The sequence below is a fragment of the Bacteroides sp. AF32-8BH genome, assembly GCF_003435205.1.
Lineage (GTDB): Bacteria > Bacteroidota > Bacteroidia > Bacteroidales > Bacteroidaceae > Bacteroides > Bacteroides ovatus.
In genome coordinates this window covers 62,760-87,340 of record NZ_QVLZ01000021.1, presented here as the reverse complement: position 1 = coordinate 87,340, position 24,581 = coordinate 62,760, and the positions used below count along the sequence as shown (strand labels likewise).

Here is a 24,581-nt window from a genome sequence, read left to right as displayed (position 1 = left end):
AATTGAATAGAGTGATGTTATTAAATGAGTTACTGAAAGCAATCCAACCGGTAGAGGTAGCCGGAGATTCAAACATAGAAATCACCGGTGTCAACATAGACTCCCGTCTAGTGGAAACCGGACAGCTATTCATGGCAATGCGTGGCACACAAGCCGACGGCCATGCTTATATACCTGCTGCCATCGCAAAAGGAGCAATCGCCATCCTTTGCGAGGATATGCCGGAAGAACCTGTAGCGGGGATCACCTATGTACGAGTAAAAGACAGCGAAGATGCGGTAGGAAAGATTGCCACTACCTTCTACGGAGACCCGACTTCCAAGTTGGAACTGGTCGGCGTTACCGGGACGAACGGAAAAACAACGATCGCTACCTTATTATATAATACATTCCGTTATTTCGGCTATAAGGTGGGATTGATTTCTACCGTTTGCAATTACATCGATGATGAATCGATTCCGACAGAACATACTACTCCTGATCCAATCACGTTGAACTGTTTGTTGGGACGGATGGCAGATGAAGGATGCAAATATGTTTTCATGGAAGTCAGCTCCCACTCGATTGCACAGAAACGTATCAGTGGACTAAAGTTTGCAGGAGGGATCTTTACCAATCTGACCCGCGACCATCTCGACTATCATAAAACAGTAGAGAACTATCTGAAAGCGAAGAAGAAATTCTTTGACGATCTGCCGAAAAATGCATTCAGCCTGACCAATCTGGACGATAAAAACGGACTGGTAATGACGCAGAACACACGTTCGAAGGTCTATACTTATTCATTGAGAAGTCTTAGCGACTTTAAAGGACGGGTATTAGAGTCTCATTTCGAAGGGATGCTGCTCGACTTCAACAATCATGAACTGGCAGTTCAGTTTATCGGAAAGTTCAATGCTTCCAATTTATTGGCGGTATTCGGGGCGGCAGTTCTGTTAGGCAAGAAAGAGGAAGAGGTGCTTGTAGCTCTTAGCACACTTCATCCGGTAGCCGGACGCTTCGATGCGGTCCGCTCACCGCAGGGAATTACGGCGATTGTTGATTATGCACATACCCCGGATGCTCTCATTAATGTACTGAACGCTATTCATGGAGTGCTTGAAGGAAAAGGAAAAGTGATTACCGTGGTAGGCGCCGGCGGTAACCGCGACAAGGGCAAACGCCCCATCATGGCAAAGGAAGCTGCCAAAGCGAGTGACCGCGTCATCATCACTTCCGACAATCCGCGCTTTGAAGAGCCGCAAGACATCATCAATGACATGCTTGCCGGACTGGATGCGGAAGATATGAAGAAAACACTAAGCATTGCCGACCGTAAAGAAGCAATTCGCACGGCTTGCATGCTGGCAGAGAAAGGAGATGTAATTCTCGTTGCCGGAAAAGGACATGAGAATTACCAGGAGATAAAAGGAGTGAAACATCATTTTGATGACAAAGAAGTACTCAAAGAAATTTTTAAATAATGAATAGACTGTGCTAATATGCCGACCGGCTTCGTTATCTATCCGACAGCAACCGGCATAACAACACATCAATAAATTGGCAAATTATTTATGTTATACTATCTATTTGAATGGCTACATAAGCTCAATTTTCCAGGAGCGGGAATGTTCGGATATACTTCATTCCGTGCTTTGATGGCGGTTATCCTCGCATTACTTATTTCAAGTATCTGGGGAGATAAGTTCATCAACCTACTCAAAAGGAAACAAATCACAGAAACGCAGCGTGATGCTAAAACCGACCCGTTTGGCGTCAATAAAGTAGGCGTGCCGAGCATGGGAGGTGTCATCATCATTGTAGCCATCCTGATCCCTTGTTTATTGTTAGGTAAACTGCATAACATATACATGATACTGATGCTGATCACTACCGTATGGTTGGGATCGCTCGGATTCGCAGACGACTATATCAAAATCTTCAAAAGAGACAAAGAGGGTTTGCATGGCAAGTTCAAGATTATCGGTCAGGTCGGTTTAGGTTTAATTGTCGGAATGACCTTGTATTTAAGTCCGGACGTAGTGATCCGTGAGAATATCGAAGTTCATAATCCGGGACGGGAGATGGAAGTGATACACGGAACGAATGACCTGAAATCTACCCAGACAACGATTCCTTTTTTCAAGAGCAACAACCTTGATTATGCTGATCTGGTTTCGTTCATGGGAGAACATGCGCAAACAGCCGGATGGATATTGTTCGTCATTGTCACAATCATTGTGGTTACCGCCGTATCAAACGGCGCCAATCTGAATGACGGTATGGACGGAATGGCAGCCGGGAACTCGGCAATTATCGGTGCAACGTTGGGGGTACTGGCCTATGTATCATCGCATATCGAATTTGCAGGCTACCTGAACATCATGTATATTCCGGGCTCGGAAGAACTCGTAATCTATATCTGCGCCTTTATCGGTGCACTGATAGGTTTCTTATGGTACAACGCCTATCCGGCACAAGTATTTATGGGAGATACAGGCAGTCTTACTATTGGCGGTATTATCGCAGTGTTTGCCATCATCATCCACAAAGAGTTGCTGATACCGATTCTTTGCGGTGTATTCCTGGTAGAAAACCTGTCGGTAATCCTGCAACGGGCTTATTATAAGGCGGGAAAACGAAAAGGTGTGAAACAGCGATTGTTCAAGCGTACACCGATTCACGATCACTTCCGCACTTCGATGAGCCTGATTGAACCGGGATGCACGGTGAAATTCACCAAACCCGACCAACTGTTTCATGAATCAAAGATTACCGTCCGGTTCTGGATTGTAACGATTGTATTGGCAGCAATAACGATTATAACGCTTAAAATAAGATAACCGGCAAGGTGCCGGAGCCAAGTTTCCATACGGGAAACAAGTTTTATAGATAGAGAGTATTAACCCGATTATTAACTTTTAAAGATGTGCACAGCTAATAGATAAATCAATCAATTAGAAAATAAGGGCACATTATTGTAGATGAAAAGAATAGTAATTTTAGGAGCTGGCGAAAGCGGCGCAGGTGCAGCCGTACTCGCTAAAGTCAAAGGATTTGAGACGTTTGTTTCGGACATGTCCGCTATCAAGGACAAGTATAAGGAACTTCTCGACAGCCATCAGATTGCCTGGGAAGAAGGACACCATACCGAAGAACTCATTCTGAATGCCGACGAGGTAATCAAAAGCCCCGGTATCCCGAATGATGCCCCGATCATCCTGAAACTGAAAGCTCAAGGCACACCGGTGATCTCCGAGATTGAGTTTGCCGGACGCTATACTGATGCCAAAATGATCTGTATTACAGGTTCTAACGGGAAGACCACAACGACTTCCCTGATCTACCATATTTTCAAAAGCGCAGGTCTGAACGTAGGTTTGGCAGGCAACATCGGCAAAAGCCTTGCTTTGCAGGTAGCCGAAGATTACCACGATTACTATATTATCGAACTTAGCTCTTTCCAGCTGGATAATATGTATAACTTCCGTGCGAACATCGCCGTATTGATGAACATCACTCCGGACCATCTTGATCGCTACGACCATTGTATGCAGAATTACATCGACGCTAAATTCCGCATCACCCAAAACCAAACACCGGACGATGCTTTCATCTTCTGGAACGATGACCCTATCATCAGACAGGAACTGGCAAAACATGGTCTGAAAGCTCACTTGTATCCTTTTGCCGCTGTAAAAGAGGATGGAGCGATTGCATACGTAGAAGATCACGAAGTGAAAATCACCGAACCGATTGCCTTCAACATGGAGCAAGAGGAACTGGCCCTGACAGGACAACACAACCTGTACAACTCTTTAGCCGCCGGTATCTCGGCAAACCTTGCCGGCATCGCCAAAGAAAACATCCGGAAAGCCCTCTCCGATTTCAAGGGAGTGGAACATCGGTTGGAAAAGGTGGCACGTGTGCGCGGAATTGATTTTATTAACGACTCTAAAGCCACGAATGTCAACTCCTGCTGGTATGCCCTGCAAAGCATGACTACCAAAACGGTATTGATTCTCGGTGGTAAAGATAAAGGAAACGACTATACTGAAATTGAAGACCTGGTACGCGAAAAGTGTTCAGCACTGGTATATCTGGGACTTCATAACGAAAAGCTTCACGAATTCTTCGACCGTTTCGGTCTGCCGGTAGCCGATGTGCAAACCGGCATGAAAGATGCCGTAGAAGCAGCATATAAACTGGCAAAGAAAGGTGAAACGGTATTATTAAGTCCTTGCTGCGCTTCTTTCGACCTCTTCAAGAGTTACGAAGACCGTGGCGACCAATTTAAAGAATGTGTCCGTGCCCTTTAATTTCTAATTATTTATTTTTAAATTCTGCAAGATTGGATTTATTAAAGAACATATTCAAAGGTGACAAGGTAATCTGGATTATCTTCCTCTGTCTCTGCCTCATCTCGATCATCGAGGTGTTTTCGGCAGCGTCGACGCTGACTTACAAAAGTGGCGACCATTGGGGGCCGATTACGCAACACTCCATCATCCTGATGGTGGGAGCTGTGGTAGTCGTATTTCTGCATAATGTTCCCTACAAATGGTTCCAGGTATTTCCGGTCTTTCTATATCCGGTATCTCTGGTTCTACTGGCATTTGTCACGCTGATGGGCATTATCACAGGCGACCGTGTCAACGGGGCCGCCCGTTGGATGACTTTTATGGGATTGCAATTCCAGCCATCGGAATTGGCAAAGATGGCGGTAATCATTGCCGTCTCATTCATCCTGTCCAAAAGGCAGGACGAATATGGGGCCAATCCGAATGCCTTTAAATATATCATGATCCTCACCGGACTGGTATTCCTGCTCATCGCACCGGAAAACCTTTCGACAGCAATGCTGCTGTTCGGAGTGGTATGTATGATGATGTTCATCGGACGGATATCTTCCAAGAAACTGTTCGGGATGTTGGGGATATTGGGGCTTGTAGGCGGTGTTGCCGTAGGCATACTGATGGCTATTCCCGCCAAAACACTGCACAACACTCCGGGACTTCACCGTTTCGAAACGTGGCAGAATCGTGTTTCCGGTTTCTTTGAGAAAGAAGAAGTGCCGGCAGCCAAATTTGATATTGACAAAGACGCACAGATTGCACACGCGCGAATCGCTATTGCTACCAGCCATGTAGTAGGCAAAGGTCCGGGAAACTCGATACAACGCGACTTCCTTAGCCAGGCATTCTCCGATTTTATCTTCGCGATTGTGATTGAAGAAATGGGACTGGTAGGAGGAATATTTGTGGTGTTCCTCTATTTATGGTTGCTGATGCGAGCCGGACGAATCGCCCAAAAGTGCGAGCGAACCTTCCCCGCCTTTCTCGTCATGGGTATTGCGCTGTTGTTGGTATCACAGGCAATACTGAATATGATGGTTGCCGTCGGGTTATTCCCCGTCACCGGACAACCCCTGCCTCTGGTCAGCAAAGGAGGTACAAGTACGTTAATCAACTGCGCTTATATCGGAATGATATTAAGCGTAAGCCGATATACCGCTCACCTGGAAGAACAGAAAGCGCACGATGCACAGATCCAACTGCAAATAGAGGCGGATGCCGCAGCCAATTCGGAAGCACAGGCCGCAGCCGAACCGACAGCGCAGATTCTGAACAGCGACGCCAAATTTGAAGATGAGCATGATAGCAGAAACAATGAACGGTAAATGTTGAGAAAGGACAGAAGAAAACAGAATGATGGAAAAAGAACTTAGAATTATCATCAGCGGTGGAGGAACAGGAGGACATATCTTTCCTGCCGTCTCTATCGCAAACGCTATAATAGAGCTACGCCCCGACGCAGAAATTCTCTTTGTAGGCGCTGAAGGACGTATGGAAATGCAACGGGTTCCCGATGCAGGCTACCGGATTATCGGACTTCCGATAGCCGGATTCGACCGCAAACATTTATGGAAAAATGTATCCGTATTGATTAAACTGATGCGCAGCCAATGGAAAGCGCGCAAAGTAATCAAAAACTTCCGCCCGCAAGTGGCGGTAGGTGTAGGCGGATATGCAAGCGGGCCAACACTAAAGACTGCCGGAATGATGGGAGTCCCCACATTAATCCAGGAGCAAAACTCGTATGCCGGAGTAACTAATAAACTCCTGGCACAGAAAGCTCGTAAGATTTGTGTAGCTTATGACGGAATGGAAAAGTTCTTCCCCGCCGACAAGATCATCATGACGGGTAATCCCGTCCGCCAGAACCTGACAAAGGATATGCCGTCAAAAGAAGAAGCGCTAGGTTCTTTCCACTTACAGCCCGGCAAAAAGACAATCCTGATTGTAGGTGGCAGCTTGGGTGCACGCACCATCAACAACACGCTGACAGCCAGTCTGACAACCATCAAGGAAAACACGGACGTGCAGTTTATCTGGCAAACGGGCAAATACTATTACCCGCAAGTAACAGAAGCCGTAAAAGCGGCAGGAGCACTTCCGAATTTATATGTAACGGATTTCATCAAAGATATGGCAGCCGCTTATGCAGCAGCCGATCTGGTTATCTCCCGTGCGGGAGCAGGTTCCATTTCTGAATTCTGCCTGCTGCACAAACCTGTTATCTTAGTGCCCTCGCCCAACGTGGCAGAAGATCACCAGACGAAGAACGCCTTAGCGTTGGTGAACAAACAGGCAGCTATCTACGTCAAAGACAGTGAAGCGGAAACCACTTTGATGGACGTAGCCCTGTCCACTGTCAACGACGAGCAGAAACTGAAAGAACTAACAGAGAATATCGCCAAACTGGCTTTACCCGATTCAGCGAGAATCATCGCACAAGAGGTCATTAAGCTGGCGGAAGCAAAGAACAGATAAATGGACGATCGGATTACGCAGATTGAAGTAACGGCACAATGCCCGTATCAAACAACGTAATCTGCACTAAAATAAAAAGACAGAAGAAATGAATATAGAAACGATAAAATCAGTCTATTTCGTAGGTGCCGGCGGCATCGGCATGAGCGCACTTGTACGCTACTTCCTTTTCAAAGGAAAGGTAGTGGCAGGATATGACCGTACTCCTACTCCATTGACTGAAACGCTAATCTCCGAAGGCGCACAAATACATTATGAAGAAAACGTCGACCTGATTCCCGAAGCCTGCAAAGACAAGGAAAGTACGTTAGTCATATACACTCCGGCCGTTCCGCAGGAACACGAAGAACTCGTTTATTTCCGCAACAACGGATTCGAAATACAGAAACGCGCCCAAGTATTGGGAACGATTACCCATTCGAGCAAAGGTCTGTGCGTAGCAGGTACTCACGGGAAAACAACCACATCGACGATGACAGCTCATCTGTTCCACCAGTCGCACGTGGAATGTACCGCTTTTCTCGGAGGAATCTCAAAGAACTACGGCACCAACCTGCTACTCTCTCAAGCAAGCCCTTACACTGTGATTGAAGCGGATGAATTCGACCGTTCTTTCCACTGGCTGTCACCCTATATGACCGTAATCACGTCTACCGACCCCGATCATCTGGACATCTACGGAACAGAGCAAGCCTACCTGGAAAGTTTCGAACATTACACCACGCTAATCCAACCGGGTGGCGCACTGATTATCCGTAAAGGCATCTCTCTGCAACCCAAAGTGCAGCCGGACGTTCGTGTCTACACTTACTCACGTGACGAAGGCGACTTCCATGCAGAAAACATCCGTATCGGAAACGGGGAGATATTCATCGACTTTGTTGCTCCGGACACCCGTATCAACGACATCCAACTGGGAATTCCGGTAAGCATCAACATAGAGAACGGCGTAGCCGCCATGGCATTGGCACACCTCAACGGGGTGACCGATGAAGAAATTAAAAGAGGTATGGCAAGTTTCCGAGGAGTAGACCGCCGGTTCGACTTCAAACTCAAGAACGACCGGATTGTCTTTCTAAGTGACTACGCACACCACCCCTCTGAAATCAAACAGAGCGTGTTGTCTATGCGCGAACTTTACAAGGACAAGAAGATCACAGCCATCTTCCAGCCTCATCTCTATACCCGCACCCGCGACTTCTATCAGGATTTTGCCGATAGCCTGTCGCTACTCGACGAAGTGATTCTGGTAGACATCTACCCGGCACGTGAAGCACCAATTCCGGGCGTTACCAGCAAACTGATTTATGATAATCTCCGTCCGGGTATCGAAAAAAGTATGTGCAAAAAGGAAGAGATACTGAACATTCTGAAAGATAAAAACATTGAAGTATTAATTACTTTGGGAGCCGGAGACATCGACAACTATGTCCCCGAAATAAAGGAACTATTAGAAAAAAGATAAATGAATAATCATCCGGCAGCCTGTCCGAAACAGTGCAAGCTTTTTAATTTTTAATCTTTAATTTTTGATTATGATTAAAAGAATCCTTCTATCCATCGTCATGCTGGTGCTTATAGCCTACCTCACCGTAGCTATCACCGCATTCAACCGCAAGCCTACCGACCAGACCTGCCGTGACATGGAATTGGTTATCAAGGATACCGCATACGCCGGCTTCATCACCAAAGAAGAGCTGAAAGGTATCCTTCAGCAGAAAGGGATCTACCCCATCGGGAAGAAAATGGAACGCATCTCCACCAAGTCACTGGAACGGGAACTAAGCAAACATCCGTTGATTGACGAAGCCGAATGCTACAAAACACCCAGCGGCAAAGTGTGCGTGGAAGTGACACAGCGTATTCCTATCCTCCGGGTCATGAGCGCCAACGGCCAAAACTACTACCTTGACAACAAAGGAACCGTCATGCCACCGGAAGCAAAATGCGTCGCTCACCGGGTAATTGTCACCGGAAACGTAGAAAAGTCGTTTGCAATGAAGGATTTATATAAGTTTGGTGTATTTTTGCATAATAATAAATTCTGGGACGCCCAGATAGAGCAGATCCATGTGTTGCCCGACCAGAACATCGAATTGGTGCCGCGTGTGGGAGACCATCTGGTCTATCTCGGAAAACTGGAGAACTTTGAAGATAAACTGGCACGTTTGAAGGAGTTCTACAAAAAAGGACTCAACCGGGTAGGCTGGAACAAATATTCACGTATCAATCTCGAATTCAGCAACCAGATTATCTGTACAAAACGAGAGTAGTTGATAAGTGATAGATGATAAGTAAACAGTCTCTCTATATAGTAAATTGTAAATAGTAAAATAGTAAATAAAATAACCCTATGGCAACAACAGAATTTATCGCCGCTATTGAACTTGGTTCATCGAAGATAACCGGTGTGGCCGGAAAAAAGAACAGTGACGGAAGCATGCAGGTATTAGCGTATGCCCAGGAAGACTCTTCTACGTTCATTCGTAAAGGAGTGATCTTTAACCTGGACAAGACAGCGCAAAGCCTGACTTCAATCATCAACAGACTGGAAGGTGAGTTGAAAAACTCAATTGCCAAGGTATATGTAGGCATCGGCGGACAATCACTCCGCACCGTCCGCAATGTAGTAAGCCGCGACCTGGAGGAAGAAGCTATCATATCCGAAGAGCTTGTAAGCGCTATCGGTGATGAGAACATTGCCATCCCGGTGGTCGATATGGATATATTGGACGTAGCTCCACAAGAATATAAGGTAGGTAATAACCTGCAAGCCAATCCGGTAGGTCTGGTAGGAAGCCACATCGAAGGACGTTTCCTCAATATCGTTGCCCGTGCTTCCGTACGTAAGAACTTGGAGCACTGTTTCCAACAGGCTAAAATTGATATTGCCGACCAACTGATCGCTCCGTTAGTAACCGCAAATGCCGTACTGACAGAAAGCGAACGCCGTTCGGGTTGTGCACTGATCGACTTCGGAGCAGACACAACTACCATCTCTGTATATAAGAATAACATTCTCCGTTTCCTGACTGTATTGCCTTTGGGAGGCAACAGCATCACGCGTGACATCACCACCCTGCAAATGGAGGAGGAAGAAGCCGAACGCCTGAAAAAAGCCTACGGTGACGCCCTCTATGAAGAGGACCCCGAACAGGAAGAAGCAACCTGCAAACTGGATGATGACAACCGTATCATCAAAGTGGCGGATCTTAACAATATCATCGAAGCCCGTGCCGAGGAAATCGTTGCCAACGTATGGAACCAGATACAACTATCGAGCTACGAGGACAAATTGCTGGCAGGAATCATCTTGACAGGAGGGGCCGCCAACCTGAAGAATCTGGACGAAACCTTGCGCAAACGCAGCAAGATAGAAAAGATACGGATGGCGAAACTCCCACGCAATACGGTTCATGCGCCCAACAACATACTGAAGAAAGACGGTTCGCAGAACACTTTGTTCGGGCTCCTGTTTGAAGGTAACCAGAACTGCTGCCTGACGGAAACTGCTCCGCAAGCTGCTCCTGCACCATCAGTCTCCAAACCGGAGCCGGAAGTGCATAAGACAGTGGATATGTTTGAGGACGATCAGGAACTGAAAGAACAGGCCCGCATCGCCCGTCTCAAGAAAGAAGAAGAAGAGCGGGAAGCCAAGCTAGCCGCCAAAGAAGCGGAAAAACTTCGCAAGCAAAAGGAAAAGGAAGAGAAAGAAAGACGGAAAAGAGAAGCAGGTCCGAGTTGGATTCAACGCAAGATCGATTCGTTGACGAAAGAAATCTTTTCCGACGACGATATGAAGTAACCTTCAGCAGCTTGTTAATCAATATTCATAATTCGTAATTCATAATTCAATCAAGATATGGACGAGATAGTACAATTCGATTTCCCGACAGATTCACCGAAGATCATCAAAGTGATTGGTGTAGGTGGTGGTGGTGGTAACGCTGTAAACCACATGTACCGGGAAGGCATCCATGATGTAACGTTCGTTCTTTGTAACACGGACAACCAGGCATTAGCCGAATCACCTGTCCCGGTGAAACTGCAACTGGGCCGTAGCATCACGCAAGGGCTTGGAGCCGGCAACCGTCCCGAACGGGCACGCGACGCCGCCGAAGAAAGTATAGAAGATATCAGAAACCAGCTGAACGACGGCACCAAGATGGTATTCATCACCGCCGGAATGGGAGGAGGAACCGGAACAGGAGCTGCACCGGTCATCGCCCGCATTGCGAAGGAAATGGATATTCTGACTGTCGGTATCGTCACCATCCCCTTTATCTTCGAAGGAGAAAAGAAAATTATCCAGGCACTGGACGGCGTAGAGCGTATCGCCCAGCATGTTGATGCCTTGCTGGTTATCAACAACGAACGCCTGCGCGAAATATACGCCGACCTTACTTTTATGAACGCCTTCGGCAAAGCCGATGATACTCTTTCCATTGCTGCCAAGAGCATTGCCGAGATTATTACCATGCGGGGTACAGTCAATCTTGACTTTGCCGATGTGAAAACCATCCTGAAAGATGGTGGAGTAGCAATCATGAGTACCGGATTCGGCGAAGGAGAAAATCGTGTGACGAAAGCAATCGACGATGCCCTGCATTCTCCGTTGCTCAACAACAATGATATCTTCAATGCCAAGAAAGTAATGTTGAACGTATCTTTCTGCCCGTCGTCGGAACTGATGATGGAGGAAATGAACGAGATACACGAGTTCATGAGCAAATTCCGCGAAGGGGTGGAAGTGATTTGGGGTGTTGCCATCGACAACTCACTGGAAACAAGAGTAAAAATCACCGTATTGGCAACCGGATTCGGTGTGGAAGACGTTCCCGGAATGGACAGCTTGCATGCTGCACGCAGCCAAGAAGAGGAAGAACGTCAACTGCAACTGGAAGAAGAGAAAGAGAAGAACAAAGAACGTATCCGCAAGGCATACGGCGAAAGCGCCAGCAATATCGGAAGCAAGAGCCTCCGCAAACGCCGCCACATCTATCTTTTCAATACGGAAGATCTGGACAACGACGACATCATCGCCATGGTAGAAGATTCTCCCACTTATATGCGTGATAAGACTACTCTTACCAAAATCCGGACGAAAGCCGCTCTGGAAGAGGAAGTAGCCACGGAAGAAGCTACAGATGACAACGGCGTGATTACGTTCTAAACAAAGAACTAAGAACGAAAATTATAAACTCGCAAAATCAGGCTTCAGATCTAATTTTTAATCTTTAATTTTTAACTATAATAGTATGGATTTATTCGATCAAGTCAGCGAAGACATTAAAACCGCAATGAAGGCGAAAGACAAAGTAGCCCTTGAAACTTTGAGAAATATAAAGAAGTTCTTCCTGGAAGCTAAGACTGCCCCGGGAGCTAACGATATATTGACAGATGATGCTGCTCTGAAGATTATCCAGAAACTTGTGAAACAAGGAAAAGATTCTGCTGAAATCTATATCGGACAGGGTCGTCAGGATTTGGCTGACGTAGAATTAGGCCAGGTAGCCGTTATGGAGAAATACCTGCCGAAACAAATGACCGCCGAAGAACTGGAAGCTGCATTGAAGGAAATTATCACTGAAACAGGTGCTACAAGCGGTAAAGATATGGGTAAAGTAATGGGAGTTGCCTCCAAGAAATTAGCAGGACTTGCAGAAGGACGTGCCATTTCTGCAAAAGTGAAAGAACTTTTGGGATAATCCTCCGGGACTTCCACAGAAGTTTTATTTCGATTTTATCTTGCACCCTACACTAACCAGAGTTTATCTATTTGATTAATAGCAGTATAAACCTGTGCAAGATACCGTTGCAGATGCGTGCAAGATGTTTTATCTTACACACATCTGCAACTTTTCTTTAAACATAACATTCACCTCCTTCACCACTCTGAAACATCGATGAATAAAGGGATTTCGGGTGAAGAGCTACCTTTCACATAGGTTTCACCCGATTCACTATACCTTTCTGCCGAATTTTGATTAATAGACTGATTCCAATCTATTAGATATAAACTTATTCTCTATTAATGCCAAACTTCCTTTTCACTAATGGAAAAGATTACTTACATTAAAGGTAATCTATAAATGAAGCTTTTGTTTTTATAAACAAAGCTTTCATTTATAAAATCAAAAGCTTCATTTATATAATTACAACTTGCAATTATAGATTACGATTAATGAAAAACAAGTTTAGAATTATAGTAAAGTAATTTAGGTATTAATAGAAAGGAACTTTTCTCACTATAAATAAGAAAGAGTCTATTAATAGCTGGGAAATAATCAAATTAGATCACATGAACTTAATAAAATAAAAGCACATTTGAAATTAATATGATGTATGATATAGACAGTACTAATATTATTTTCCGAACTAAAATAATCTCCCTATAAAAGAGCATAATATAGAAAATAAAGATTACTTTTACAACGAAACTAAACCACGACAGACAAATGAGAAAGAGTATTGCTATAATTATAACATCTATATTAGTGCTATCAGGATGCAACAAACAACAATCCGTATCTGACAGACTGCTAAATGAAGTAGAAAAAGCCATTGCCATAAATCCTGACAGCGCATCCAACCTACTAAAAAGTATATCATCTCCTGAAAAACTAGACGACAAAGCTTTTGCACGCTGGTGTATGTTATCAGGTAAGATTACAGACGAAATTTTTAATAGCATCCTACCAACTTACCAATTAGAAAGAGCTTATGACTGGTATTCCTCACATGGTAGCCCTGACGAGCAAGTGCAAATTTTGATTTATTTAGGTCGTTCCTATTTTGCTGATGGAGATTATGATAAAGCAATGTCTATTTATACTAATGCGCTGGACATTGCAGGAAAAAACAAGCTCAATAACCTCATTGGATATACCTATGACTATATAGGCGATCTATATCGAGAAAAATTCATGCGAACAGAGGCTATCAAAAGATATGAGATTGCTGCCGAATACTTCAAAAAAGAAAAGAATACAGATAGTTATGCTTGTGCATTAAGAGATATTGGACGTGAATATGCACAAATGGATTCATTATCACATGCTTTAAATATTCTAATTATAGCCGATTCTGTAGCAGCCAATACTAGTAATATTAATGTTACTGCATCAATAAATAACGCCTTAGGCAATATCTATTCTATGCAGAACAAATACGATAAAGCTGAAGAATACCTCCTCAAAGCATTGTTGACGGGAAGAGAAAAAATGCCCGATTATGTAGCATTGATTGACTTATATACGGCATCAAATTCCATTAATAAAGCTAAAGAGTTATTATCCAAGATACCACAGGATACCCCCCAATATACATGTAGCATTAAATATCTATATTATCAAATTTATAACGCAGAAAAAACTATAAAGAAGCTCTTGCTAATTTAGAAGAATATGTTAACATGTTAGATTCTATCATATATGCGGACAACCAATCCAAAATACTAAATATAGAGTCTAAATATAACCACCTAAAAATCAGCAAAGAAGTAGACAGGTTAAAGATTAAACAACAAAGCTACATTATAATTTCAATTATCAGCATTGTAACGTTACTGTTTATAACGGTAGGATACCTATTATATCGCAAAAAAGCAAAAGAAAAAATTCAAAGACAACGGGATGAATTAAACCAGATAAAAGAAAATTTGCTCTATGTGTCATTAGAATTGGAAAAGAAAAAAAGATTGTCAAACACACTCAAAGAGAAAAATGAGAACTATAATAAAATGCAGGAAGAAATAAATCTTCTAAGTGCCAATTACAAGGAATTACAAAATAAATCTCTAGAGAACTCACCACTATTCAAGGAGCTAACATACCTGGCAAATAAAAATAAACCAAGAAATGATAAGCCATTAATAACAGAAAAACAATGGAAACTTATCACAGATGAAATAACACAGATCTATCCAAGTCTTTATAAATACATATATAGTCTATGTCCGGATTTATCAGAACAAGACTTTCAATATTGCTGTCTTTACATGTATGGGTTCGACACTAACACTGAAGCAAAATTATTAAATATAACAGTTGATTCAGTAAGAAAAAGACGCCTTAGACTTAGAAGAAAACTAGATATCACATTACCGGATAATAATGCTACATTATATGAATACTTAATCGAAAATATACATTAATAATCATGTTTTCAGTAGAAACAATCTATAGCATAAGATAATGTCCACGTAAAAAGCCATAAACAACTGATTATCAAAGTCTGTTTGTCCACGTTCAAAAACGTACTTTACTTGCTTCCCCCCTCATCTCTCCGTAAATTTGCAAAAAACAATTAAAGATATGAGAAAACTAAGTATTACACTATTATTAATTAGTATTTCATTCATGACAATGAAAGCTTACAATCTATCAGAGTATAGATCTAAAGGAAGTATAACTTTTACATCTATATTTGTTAAGGTTGATAATATAGCCTCACGACTAAATGCTAATTTTAAATAATATTTACCAATGGATTGGACAAGCAACCTATCTAATCCATTTCATATTTAACTTATGCTCAAATTAATATCTATTTTGATAACCAATGGAATCGTTTTATTCATGTTAATCAGTTGTCATAATAAAACAAGTAATTCAAGAAATACTGTGAACCTTGATTATGAGAATAGTATCGACTCTCTTAATTCATATAAAATGGATATATCACATTTCATTAATTCCATCGAGCCAGGAGAAACGATTGTAGAAGAAAAACAAATGCAAGGGAAAGAATTTATTACAAGAGAAAATGAGCATATAAAAGTGTGCTTTTTATTAAAAGCCCCCTGCTCAAAAGACGGATTCTTGAAAACAGAAATTACTAATAATACAAACGATACAATTACCTATATTAGTAATACTTTCTTGCGCTATAGAGAAAGTAATAATTCATGGATTCCTTTAGTTTATCCGGATAATTATGTAAAAAATGATCTAGGATATTTAATACCTCCTCATGAAAGCGTCAAAATAAGATTCTTTTTACCTTCTCAAGAAGAATATCCTAAAGGGAAATACAAGCTTCAACTATTATTCCGCAATGCTTCAAAGAGTATTGACTATTATATCGATAAAATATTTGTAAGCACCAAGTCAAACTAAGTTCCTGATAAATCAAAAAATTAAAAAGAAATGAATACAAAAAAAATAGTTGGGATTTTCTTGTTATCCCTTTGTACTATGTGTTTCGTTAATTGTAGTGATGATGACACGCCAGATGATCCGGCAGATACCATCACACTCAATATGCTTAATGAGCATAATGGAAAAACCTATTTAGGTGAATCAAAAACTTATATCAATGAAGCTAATAACTTCGTCACATCTTCTAATTTTATTTCTGACGTAGGAAATGGCGCAGGAGTTGGAGCAGATATTCTACCCTCATTAACCAACCTCACACACGAAGTAGCGGTTACGCCCGGACATATTTATCAGATTTTTGATAAAAATACACTTATAGATTTCCCGTCAGGCAATCACGCTATTCAAGTAGAAGCAAGTTATTATCAAGCCTATGTTGTATCTAAAATAGTAAATAGTGACATGACTATCGGTGCAATTGTAAAATATATATCTGTTTTCCCTAACAATAATGGGTTGCCTGCATATAGGTATGGTATTGGAAGTCTTCACCGTATAGGTGAAACGGTTGAATTAGCATTACCCCAAAATATTGAGTTTTTCTTGAAAGAACATAGCGCAGGGAAAAAAGGATTAAATGTAACATCTGCCAATAACAAATTAAGAATAACCCTAACTAAAGCACCTGACATAGTCAACGGACCTTATGGAACATTTGACCTTTATATCCGTTCAAACAATATCTTTACGGTCGTAGAAGTCTACGTGGAATAAGCAATAAAGACTTTATTATCCGGTAAAACAAAGGGATTATCTCCCATATTACCATATATTTGTAAAAAACATTTAAAAGTATGAGAATCAGTAGACTTTTGCTAATTGTATTATTACTGGCATCTTCGTATGGTTGCTCTGAAGAGGAACCATACGAAGTTGAAAAGAAATCAGTTTCTATATGGGCAGGAGACACATGGCATGTCATTATAGAAACAGACTTAACAGAGTACAACTATAGGTTAGAATCAGAAAATCAAGAAATTGCGACTGCTATTCTTGACGAAATGAGCGTATGCATCACTACCTACAAAAGTGGAAGCACCATGATACGACTTATCGATACTGACAATAATAAGATAGCATGTGAAATCTCCGTATATGTCAAATACTTCAACAGTCCGGAAATTGTCAATTGGGGAATTCCGCTAAAAGGTAACCCTGATTATCCGGGAGTAATAATAAAAGCAGTGGATCTAAGAATCCCCCCAGAAATAGAAATTGAGTTACGAGAAAAAGATAAACCATTCATTGGTGCTACTTATACATTCAATCAGGAAACCAAAAAGTTTACAATGAAAACTGATTCGGGAATATTCAGAGAAGGCACATACGAATGGAATATTACCTTTTTAACCTTAATGTATGACGATAAAGCAGAGAAGTTCGGTTTTAAATTTGCTACAGGAATATCATTGGGATACGGATATATCCTACAGAGTGATAAAACAGCAGAATATCAGCAACGATATCCTGACGCCGGTATCACAGAAGTAAAAGTTAATTATATTTGGAAAGATAATGGAATAATCCAATTAGGAGGACTTACATTTTAATTAAATTGAGAAAAGGAGGTTATTAACAAACGAAGATTGCCCTTTCATCGTTTATCATGAAATCTATATCCAAGCCCCAGCATTAGATTGTTGGGGTCTTTAAATTTGCTCAACTGATACCCCACGTGCAAAAACAAATGGCGTGTGACGTAAGTCTTGAGAGCCAGAATTTGGTAGAACCCTTTCATATCACCACCGCTGTATATCAGGTTCCGACCGACGCCGACATTGATAGAGAAAACAGGCATCACCAGTTCTGCCCGAAGAGATAACCCCATGGCAAATTGCTTACGGAAAGGAGGACGATGAAACTTCAAATCGCCCGAGTAAAACTTGCCCACTCTATACTCCTTAAGATTGGCACTCTCATCATATTGCGCATCCGCAGAAAGCCCTGCCCGAAAATAGTTGTTGAAATTATACATCGGGGCGAAATTGATGCCCGCCACACCGAACAAACCGGGAATCATACTCGACACATCGTCTCCAACCAGTCCCCTTTTGCGGGTAGCTCCGTAGATCACCAGGTCATAGCTAACGTGAGGCTTTATAAAGAGCCGTCTAGGAGTGATGGGACCGGGCGCCTCATCCGCGTCCAAAGTGCGTACGATGCCGATTCTTCCTCCAATAACATTAAGACCGCCATTAGGATAATGCGTGTTTCCATTGGAAAAATGGGTGAGATCTACACCTGCCGCCAATTTCCAGTACTTGTGAACTTGCCAGTTCAGCAAAAAGCCGAGATTGATGTACGCATTGATCTTGGAGCCAATCAGTACGTTTTGCGGATTGGATAGTTCGTCATATTTTTTCCAGCCAAAAGAAGCTCCAAAGTTCCATTCGTAATCGAGCGACAGACGGGGCGACAGTTGCGCGATACGTGACCCTTGAAAAGCGTATACCGACACCGGATTTCCCAATTCAACGGGACTAAAGAAGGTATGGTAGGAAACGCCAATGCCCTGATAGGTATGAGGAAAGAGCCTGCCGAGATTGGATTCTTTGCTAAATCTGAAAGCGTACTTGAGATGGAAAGAAAGCGATTGGTCGATTTTCTTTTGCTGCATATTGTCTCCTTGCAGAAAACTATGGGTGGAGACGATATAGCCCGGACGAATGTCAAAGCCAAGCTGATGGCGGATCAGGGAATGGCTGACGCTGTCGTTCCGTTGTCCGATGATTGTCTGGGCTTCCAGATTTGCGTTGATTGCCGGATATACCAGAAGGCAAAAGAGGCACAGCAACCGTATGGCGTTCCTATTTCTAATCATTGATATGCTAGTTGTTGAAAGGTATATCCTTGTGTGTTATATAATATTTTACAGGCATTTCGCTATGCAACGTGCCGGTTACGATTCGTTGTTTCTTGGTTTTGGAGTGAGAAACATAGAGGGTATATCTCGTTTCCAACCAATCATACATCATCGATAAGGTGTAGTATCGAGAAGTCCGAGGAGGAATTATGTCTTTGTTCTGTTCCGTACTAGGGCAAGGCAACATTTGTTGCTCAGAAATGAATGGCGCCCGTTTGCCGTTCATCACTAAATATCCGTCTTTCATACTTGGTATTTCCACTGTCAGACCGGCTTCGCCCAGTAATTGAAAAGCTTCGGGCACATCGCTTTTGAACCTCATAAAATGGTAAAAAGACTCGAAAGGAAAAAACGTGTATGTAGACGAAACATCTGTTAAGTTATGAAAGGAGACGCCTTCTTTTTTCTCTATCTTGTTTTCCGGATCGTAAGAATATGCATTCAAAGAATAAATGATACTATCCATCACATATCTGTCTCCCGGAGAAATCTCGACGTGTATCTCCTGCCACTCATATTCGTTGCTTGCCGTGAGCAGGAATTGAAAAGGAGCGGAAAGGGCATTCTCGCCCACCGTTATCTTCACTTCTTCGGGATGAACACGTTCGATGGTGAAATCAATCATCTCTCCGGTGCACACAATCTTTCCCAATCCGTTCAGCGATGGACCTTGGTCATTTGTTACCAAGCGATTGTCCGCATCATATACTTTATATTGAACGGGAAGACTAGAAGCTGTATACATTGCTAACCAATCCCAATTGGCAGCTGCAAATTGAATAGTGGCAACATCCCCGTTCCCGTCCAGCGCCAGTTCGGAATCGGAAGGACGGAAGTCGTCGACAAATACGTCTCCGTTACAACCATAAAACTCCCCCAGGATGAGAAGACAGACCGTCAGGTATAGGAATCTTTTCATATTGTTTTCTCTCTTGTTCATTCTCTTTTGTTCTCTACGGACAAAAGTAACATATATTTTCAGGAACAGCATACAAACCCGCATTAAGAAGTGTTATTATCACCTGATTAATTGCCGCATACAGTGGCGGACGCTAAAACACTGCTAAAACAATATATGGCAAGTAAATGGACTCGACACGACAAGGGAACGACAGAATTGAAAAGCACCGCACTCGTGTTTCAAGAATGAAAACTAGCTAGAACAGTTGAATGGAGAAAAGTTACTAATTAATCAAACAGTTCTTTCAATACCTCCAGTGATTTCAATGCCGGGAAGTCAGGCAGATGCAAACGATAATAATCATTCATAATCGTCAGGCAACGAGTACGCTCCGCACGGCTCATACCAAAAAGATGCATGGTCTCATAGTTCATGCGCATCAACTGACGGAGACGGACGGCCTCTTCAGGATTGATATAAGAAGAATGTAATTGGGGACGAATGGAAGTGAAACAGGCATTCAATAAATCGAAGTAATCGCCGGTATGATAATCTTCCAGGTTCGGGTAAAGCCCCAGAAAACGCGAAAGACGCATCAGAAAAACCAGATGAAAATTGGCAAATCCCTCTCCACACTCGTCCAGCCAAATGATAGAATGTTGCAGATAGGCAAACAACGGACGGTTCTCTGCCTCCTCCCGGATAGCCCTGTAAAGAAACTCCGACAGGAAAAGTGCCATCGAAGACTTATACGGATCATAAGGTATGGAAGAAAATGGATAAAAAGATTTCGCTTCCTTCACACGATAAAGTGTTGCATTAGGCCGATAGTCAGCCTCGAACTCAATAAAAGATAACGGTTGGAAAAGTACGGATTTCACAGCCGCTTTTCGCGAACGAGGCACTGTTACAAGGAAAGAAGCTCTGCCGGACAACTCCGTATACATATCTACAATGATAGAAGTATCATTGTATTTCAACGTATGAAGAACTATTCCTTTCGTTTTCTGCAGCATAACTGAATAACCTCATTTCCAAATCCGAAGCAAAGCTACAAAAAATACAAGGTAATCGGAGAGATTTTAAAGGCATTAACAACAAAAAAGATAACTACTTTTGTTATAGTCCCTGAATAACAAGTAAAGATAAACAAGCTTATGAAACGAAAAAGTAATAAAAACGGATTTACAGGATGCGCCAAAGCATACATCCGGAATTTACAGGAAGAAGGTCGTTATTCGACAGCACATGTGTATAAGAATGCAATTCTGTCATTCACAAGGTTCTGTGGTACTCCCAGCATAACTTTCGGGCAGATCACTCGCGATAGTTTGAGACGATACGGGCAGCACCTACACGAACATGGGTTGAAGCCAAACACAGTTTCAACCTATATGCGTATGTTGCGCAGCATCTATAATCGTGGTGTAGAAGCAGGGGTAGCCCGCTTTATCCCCCGGCTGTTTCGTGACGTATACACTGGCGTAGATGTACGACAGAAAAAGGCGCTCCCGGTCAGCGAACTGCATACACTTCTCTACAAAGCCCCTCAATCCCAACACTTAATCCGTACGCAAGCTATCGCACGGTTGATGTTCCAATTCTGCGGTATGCCGTTCTCTGATTTCGCACATTTAGAGAAATCGGCATTGGAAGACGGAATCCTTAGATACAATCGTATAAAAACAGGCACACCAATAAGTCTTGAAATCCTGGACACCTCCAAGAAAGAGATAAACAAGCTGCGTAACAGCAATCCACCGAGAGAAGATTGCCCAGACTACCTATTTAATATAATGAGAGGAGATAAGAGACGAAAAGAAGAAGGCATATATAAGGAATATCAGTCAGCCCTCCGCCGATTCAACAATCAATTAAAAAGCCTGTCAAGAGAACTAAACCTAAAATCACCTGTCAGTTCATATACCATCCGGCATTCTTGGGCAACAAATGCCAAATACCAGGGAATCCCTATTGAAATGATCAGTGAATCACTAGGACATAAATCTATAAAAACCACACAAACTTATCTGAAAGGTTTTGGTTTGAAGAAAAGAACAGAAGCCAATCAATTGAATTGTTTTTACGTAGAATCTTACAACGCAAGTCATCAATAACACATAAACAACTATCTATCAGCAATCTGCCTTATCCATTACTTCTTAGGTAACGGATATAAATACTGTACAAAGATATATAAAAAGAGTATTACATTCCAAATTAATTATACATTATTTTATTCAACTTCTTTCGAAGAATAAAATAAGATATGAGAACACGAATCACTTTTAGTTCATGTTCCAACTATCTATTGCCAATCATCGGACCACTTTTTTCTGTCCGAAAGCTTCCAGAGACATATATCAATAAAAGACCACCGTCTTTTTTACTTTTCCCTCATGTGTTCCTGTCATTAAACAGGAGTTCCGTTACCTAAGAAGTAACAGATACACATAAACAAATAATTATGACACACAAACCCAATATCAGCAAAAATGAAAAGTCTGCTGCCAGCAACAGGTGGAGACATGCAGCAAACATTAAACATGGGCTAGCCATCATTGCCTTTGTTGCATGTATTCTGCCTGCTTCGAACCTTTGCGGACAAAATATAGCCATTAAAAGCAATCTGCTTTACGATCTAACCACTACTCTCAATATGGGAGGAGAAGTGCGATGTGACGATACGCATACCATCAGCCTTTCCCTCAATTACAACCCCTGGAACTTCGGAGGGAACAAAAAGATGAAGCATTTCCTGTTGCAGCCAGAATACCGTAAATGGTTTAATGAAGTATTCACAGGAAGTTTTATCGGCTTTCAGCTACACTATGCTTTGTTCAATTTTGGAGGAATGCTCCCCTGGGGATTCAACAATGGGAAAATGCTGGGTATTGAGAACAGGCAGATTGCTCACAACAGATATCAAGGCAATCTGGCGGGTTTCGGCATTTCCTACGGTTATCAATGGATAATCAGCCCTCAATGGAATCTGGAAGCAGGAATCTCACTCGGATATGCACACCTTAATTATAAACGCTACGGACAGTCTGAAGGTGCAGCCCTATTGGAAAAATCAAGCTGCAACTACTGGGGACCTACACAAGCAGGGATATCAATCATATATTTCATCCGATAAATCAACCTAATAATAACCACATAAAATGAAAACGAAAGCATTCATATTTTTCAGCTTATTGATATGCAATCTACTCCCGGCACAAAACATTAAACTGGATATTACTCCACACTTTCTCGGAGTGCGGGCAGATTCATTACTTCTCTCCATGAATGTATCGGTAGAGATAGAAAATATGGAGTCTAAAAATGCCGTCAGACTAACGCCCGTCTTAACCGGACAGGAAAGAAAAATCTTACTACCTTCCATCTTATTAAACGGCAAACAAAAACAAAAATTATATCTGCGTAACCAGATATTACGAAAAAAAAGCGAGCATAAGGAAGAGAACGCAACCTACCTCGTTGCCGGTATCGACGAAAGTCATTCCCGCACCATCGCTTACCGAACTTCGTTGCCCGCAGAAGATTGGATGAACCACGCAACTCTCCTCCTTCGGAGAACAATCATCCGTCCTGAAGGTGAACAAGCGTTGAAAGATACTTTACTCATTACATCTCAACCTGCTGCACTCCCATCCTCCCAAAAGAATCCGGACGAGGTTACGTCAACAGCAGAAAACACGTCTCCAGCTGATATGACAACCACAAAAATGAAATATAAAGGTTCGTATGTTTCCCCGGCTACGGATGATGTAGATATACGAAACCAGAAAGAGTTGAATTTTAATCTTGAAGAAGCTAAGATTATGGCTGATGTCAATCCACAAATGTTGTCGCTCCGCGAACTCTATACCGTAGCTCTGTCGTATGCAGATAACAAAGCTAAGTTTTACCAAATTATTAACATCAGTGTCAAACTGTATCCTGTACACCCCATCGCCAACCTAAACGCTGCCGCTGCTGCCATCGAACAAGGAGACACTCAATCAATAAGCAAGTTTTTATCGATGGCTCCTCATGACAGCCTTGCTTACAAGAATTGTCGGGGTGTATATGAGCTGATGACTGGAAACACATACGAAGGTATTCGCATGTTAAAGGCTGCTAAGACAGAAGGTTCCGAAGAAGCTTCTTACAATCTGAATGTATTTTTTGAAAATAATAAACGTCCTTAACAAACAGACACAATGAAATATTTCTTACTCTTATTCCTATTCTTATCAGTTGGTTGGCTCCACTGTCGCTCACAGAGAGTAGCAGTCAGCGTGAATGCGCTTCCGGCAATAGATGGGGCTTTCGAAGCCGGAGTCTCCTATGCCATAGGAAATAAAAGTACAGTTGAACTGACCGGCAGTCTGCGACCATGGAAACGGGAAGAGAAATATGTGAACCGCTATTGGCTGATACAGCCAGAATATAAATACTGGACTTGCCAGAAGTTTAACGGCTTTTTCTGGGGTGCTTACCTCAATGGGGCACAATTCAATATCGGAGGGAAAAAACTGCCTTTCGGTATATTCGCCGGGTTGAAAAAATACAGATATGAAGGATGGCTGGCAGGTGGAGGTATCAGTGCCGGATATCACTGGATGCTGGATAATCATTGGAATATAGAAACAAGTCTGGGAGTAGGATACGATTTTATCCGCTACAAGCAGTACAACTGCGTCAAGGAATGCGCCGGATTACGAGACAAAGGTGATTATCATTACATAGGGCCTAGTAAGGCTTCAATAAGTTTAGTTTATCTATTTTAAAATAAAACAGGATGAAAAGTTTATGGAAAGTCTGGTTCTCCAGAAGAAGAAGTATCTACATACGAA

General features: G+C 42.4%; 20 protein-coding genes and 1 pseudogene. 18 read left to right on the top strand and 3 right to left on the bottom strand.

Annotated elements, in window-relative coordinates; all coding sequences use genetic code 11:
• Positions 1–14 precede the first annotated feature (14 nt).
• The 14 genes and pseudogenes from DWZ47_RS16175 (at position 15) to DWZ47_RS16110 (ending at position 17,523) form a co-directional block, all read left to right on the top strand.
• The gene (locus DWZ47_RS16175; protein ID WP_117513767.1) at positions 15–1,463 is read left to right on the top strand and encodes a UDP-N-acetylmuramoyl-L-alanyl-D-glutamate--2,6-diaminopimelate ligase; all 1,449 of its coding nucleotides are present in this window, start codon (positions 15–17) and stop codon (positions 1,461–1,463) included.
• Positions 1,464–1,553: 90 nt separating this feature from the next.
• On the top strand, positions 1,554–2,822 hold the full coding sequence (locus DWZ47_RS16170) for a phospho-N-acetylmuramoyl-pentapeptide-transferase (protein ID WP_004298207.1): 1,269 nt from the start codon (positions 1,554–1,556) through the stop codon (positions 2,820–2,822).
• Between the two features lie 141 nt (positions 2,823–2,963).
• Entirely contained in the window at positions 2,964–4,298 is a 1,335-nt protein-coding gene (gene murD, locus DWZ47_RS16165) for a UDP-N-acetylmuramoyl-L-alanine--D-glutamate ligase (protein ID WP_004298208.1), read from the top strand.
• Positions 4,299–4,330: 32 nt separating this feature from the next.
• Positions 4,331–5,659 carry an FtsW/RodA/SpoVE family cell cycle protein gene (locus DWZ47_RS16160; RefSeq protein WP_004309510.1) on the top strand — a complete coding sequence of 443 codons (1,329 nt, stop codon included), beginning with the start codon at positions 4,331–4,333 and terminating at the stop codon, positions 5,657–5,659.
• A 31-nt stretch (positions 5,660–5,690) separates the two neighbouring features.
• Positions 5,691–6,812 carry an undecaprenyldiphospho-muramoylpentapeptide beta-N-acetylglucosaminyltransferase gene (murG, locus tag DWZ47_RS16155; protein WP_004307349.1) on the top strand — a complete coding sequence of 374 codons (1,122 nt, stop codon included), beginning with the start codon at positions 5,691–5,693 and terminating at the stop codon, positions 6,810–6,812.
• 88 nt (positions 6,813–6,900) lie between these two features.
• Positions 6,901–8,277, top strand: a complete 1,377-nt coding sequence (murC, locus tag DWZ47_RS16150; protein ID WP_004307350.1) for a UDP-N-acetylmuramate--L-alanine ligase — start codon at positions 6,901–6,903, stop codon at positions 8,275–8,277.
• 70 nt (positions 8,278–8,347) lie between these two features.
• The gene (locus DWZ47_RS16145; protein WP_004309507.1) at positions 8,348–9,085 is read left to right on the top strand and encodes a cell division protein FtsQ/DivIB; all 738 of its coding nucleotides are present in this window, start codon (positions 8,348–8,350) and stop codon (positions 9,083–9,085) included.
• Between the two features lie 80 nt (positions 9,086–9,165).
• Positions 9,166–10,617, top strand: a complete 1,452-nt coding sequence (ftsA, locus tag DWZ47_RS16140; RefSeq protein ID WP_004307356.1) for a cell division protein FtsA — start codon at positions 9,166–9,168, stop codon at positions 10,615–10,617.
• A gap of 57 nt (positions 10,618–10,674) precedes the next feature.
• Positions 10,675–11,985 (top strand): cell division protein FtsZ, encoded by a 1,311-nt coding sequence (gene ftsZ, locus DWZ47_RS16135; RefSeq protein ID WP_004307359.1) that lies wholly within the window; start codon positions 10,675–10,677, stop codon positions 11,983–11,985.
• Between the two features lie 85 nt (positions 11,986–12,070).
• On the top strand, positions 12,071–12,520 hold the full coding sequence (locus DWZ47_RS16130) for a GatB/YqeY domain-containing protein (protein ID WP_022200130.1): 450 nt from the start codon (positions 12,071–12,073) through the stop codon (positions 12,518–12,520).
• A 750-nt stretch (positions 12,521–13,270) separates the two neighbouring features.
• Positions 13,271–14,967, top strand: a pseudogene (locus DWZ47_RS16125) (tetratricopeptide repeat protein).
• A gap of 376 nt (positions 14,968–15,343) precedes the next feature.
• A complete protein-coding gene (locus DWZ47_RS16120) occupies positions 15,344–15,931 on the top strand; it encodes a hypothetical protein (protein WP_004307363.1) in 588 nt (195 codons plus the stop codon).
• Between the two features lie 30 nt (positions 15,932–15,961).
• On the top strand, positions 15,962–16,687 hold the full coding sequence (locus DWZ47_RS16115) for a DUF5036 family protein (RefSeq protein ID WP_022200131.1): 726 nt from the start codon (positions 15,962–15,964) through the stop codon (positions 16,685–16,687).
• Positions 16,688–16,767: 80 nt separating this feature from the next.
• Positions 16,768–17,523 carry a hypothetical protein gene (locus tag DWZ47_RS16110; RefSeq protein WP_022200132.1) on the top strand — a complete coding sequence of 252 codons (756 nt, stop codon included), beginning with the start codon at positions 16,768–16,770 and terminating at the stop codon, positions 17,521–17,523.
• Positions 17,524–17,567: 44 nt separating this feature from the next.
• Here DWZ47_RS16110 and DWZ47_RS16105 read toward each other — a convergent pair whose 3' ends face one another.
• The 3 genes from DWZ47_RS16105 to recO form a co-directional block, all read right to left on the bottom strand.
• On the bottom strand, positions 17,568–18,794 hold the full coding sequence (locus DWZ47_RS16105) for an acyloxyacyl hydrolase (RefSeq protein ID WP_117513765.1): 1,227 nt from the start codon (positions 18,792–18,794) through the stop codon (positions 17,568–17,570).
• 7 nt (positions 18,795–18,801) lie between these two features.
• Entirely contained in the window at positions 18,802–19,755 is a 954-nt protein-coding gene (locus DWZ47_RS16100; protein WP_117513792.1) for a hypothetical protein, read from the bottom strand.
• 269 nt (positions 19,756–20,024) lie between these two features.
• Positions 20,025–20,753, bottom strand: a complete 729-nt coding sequence (gene recO, locus DWZ47_RS16095) for a DNA repair protein RecO (RefSeq protein ID WP_022200135.1) — start codon at positions 20,751–20,753, stop codon at positions 20,025–20,027.
• A gap of 141 nt (positions 20,754–20,894) precedes the next feature.
• Between recO and DWZ47_RS16090 the strand changes: the two genes are divergently transcribed.
• The 4 genes from DWZ47_RS16090 (at position 20,895) to DWZ47_RS16075 (ending at position 24,515) form a co-directional block, all read left to right on the top strand.
• On the top strand, positions 20,895–21,854 hold the full coding sequence (locus DWZ47_RS16090) for a tyrosine-type DNA invertase cluster 3b (RefSeq protein ID WP_022200136.1): 960 nt from the start codon (positions 20,895–20,897) through the stop codon (positions 21,852–21,854).
• A 350-nt stretch (positions 21,855–22,204) separates the two neighbouring features.
• The gene (locus DWZ47_RS16085; RefSeq protein ID WP_022200137.1) at positions 22,205–22,876 is read left to right on the top strand and encodes a DUF3575 domain-containing protein; all 672 of its coding nucleotides are present in this window, start codon (positions 22,205–22,207) and stop codon (positions 22,874–22,876) included.
• 25 nt (positions 22,877–22,901) lie between these two features.
• On the top strand, positions 22,902–23,933 hold the full coding sequence (locus tag DWZ47_RS16080; protein WP_117513763.1) for a DUF3868 domain-containing protein: 1,032 nt from the start codon (positions 22,902–22,904) through the stop codon (positions 23,931–23,933).
• Positions 23,934–23,945: 12 nt separating this feature from the next.
• Positions 23,946–24,515: a DUF3575 domain-containing protein gene (locus tag DWZ47_RS16075; protein ID WP_022200138.1), complete on the top strand. Its 570-nt coding sequence runs from the start codon at positions 23,946–23,948 to the stop codon at positions 24,513–24,515.
• The last annotated feature ends 66 nt before the right edge of the window (positions 24,516–24,581 follow it).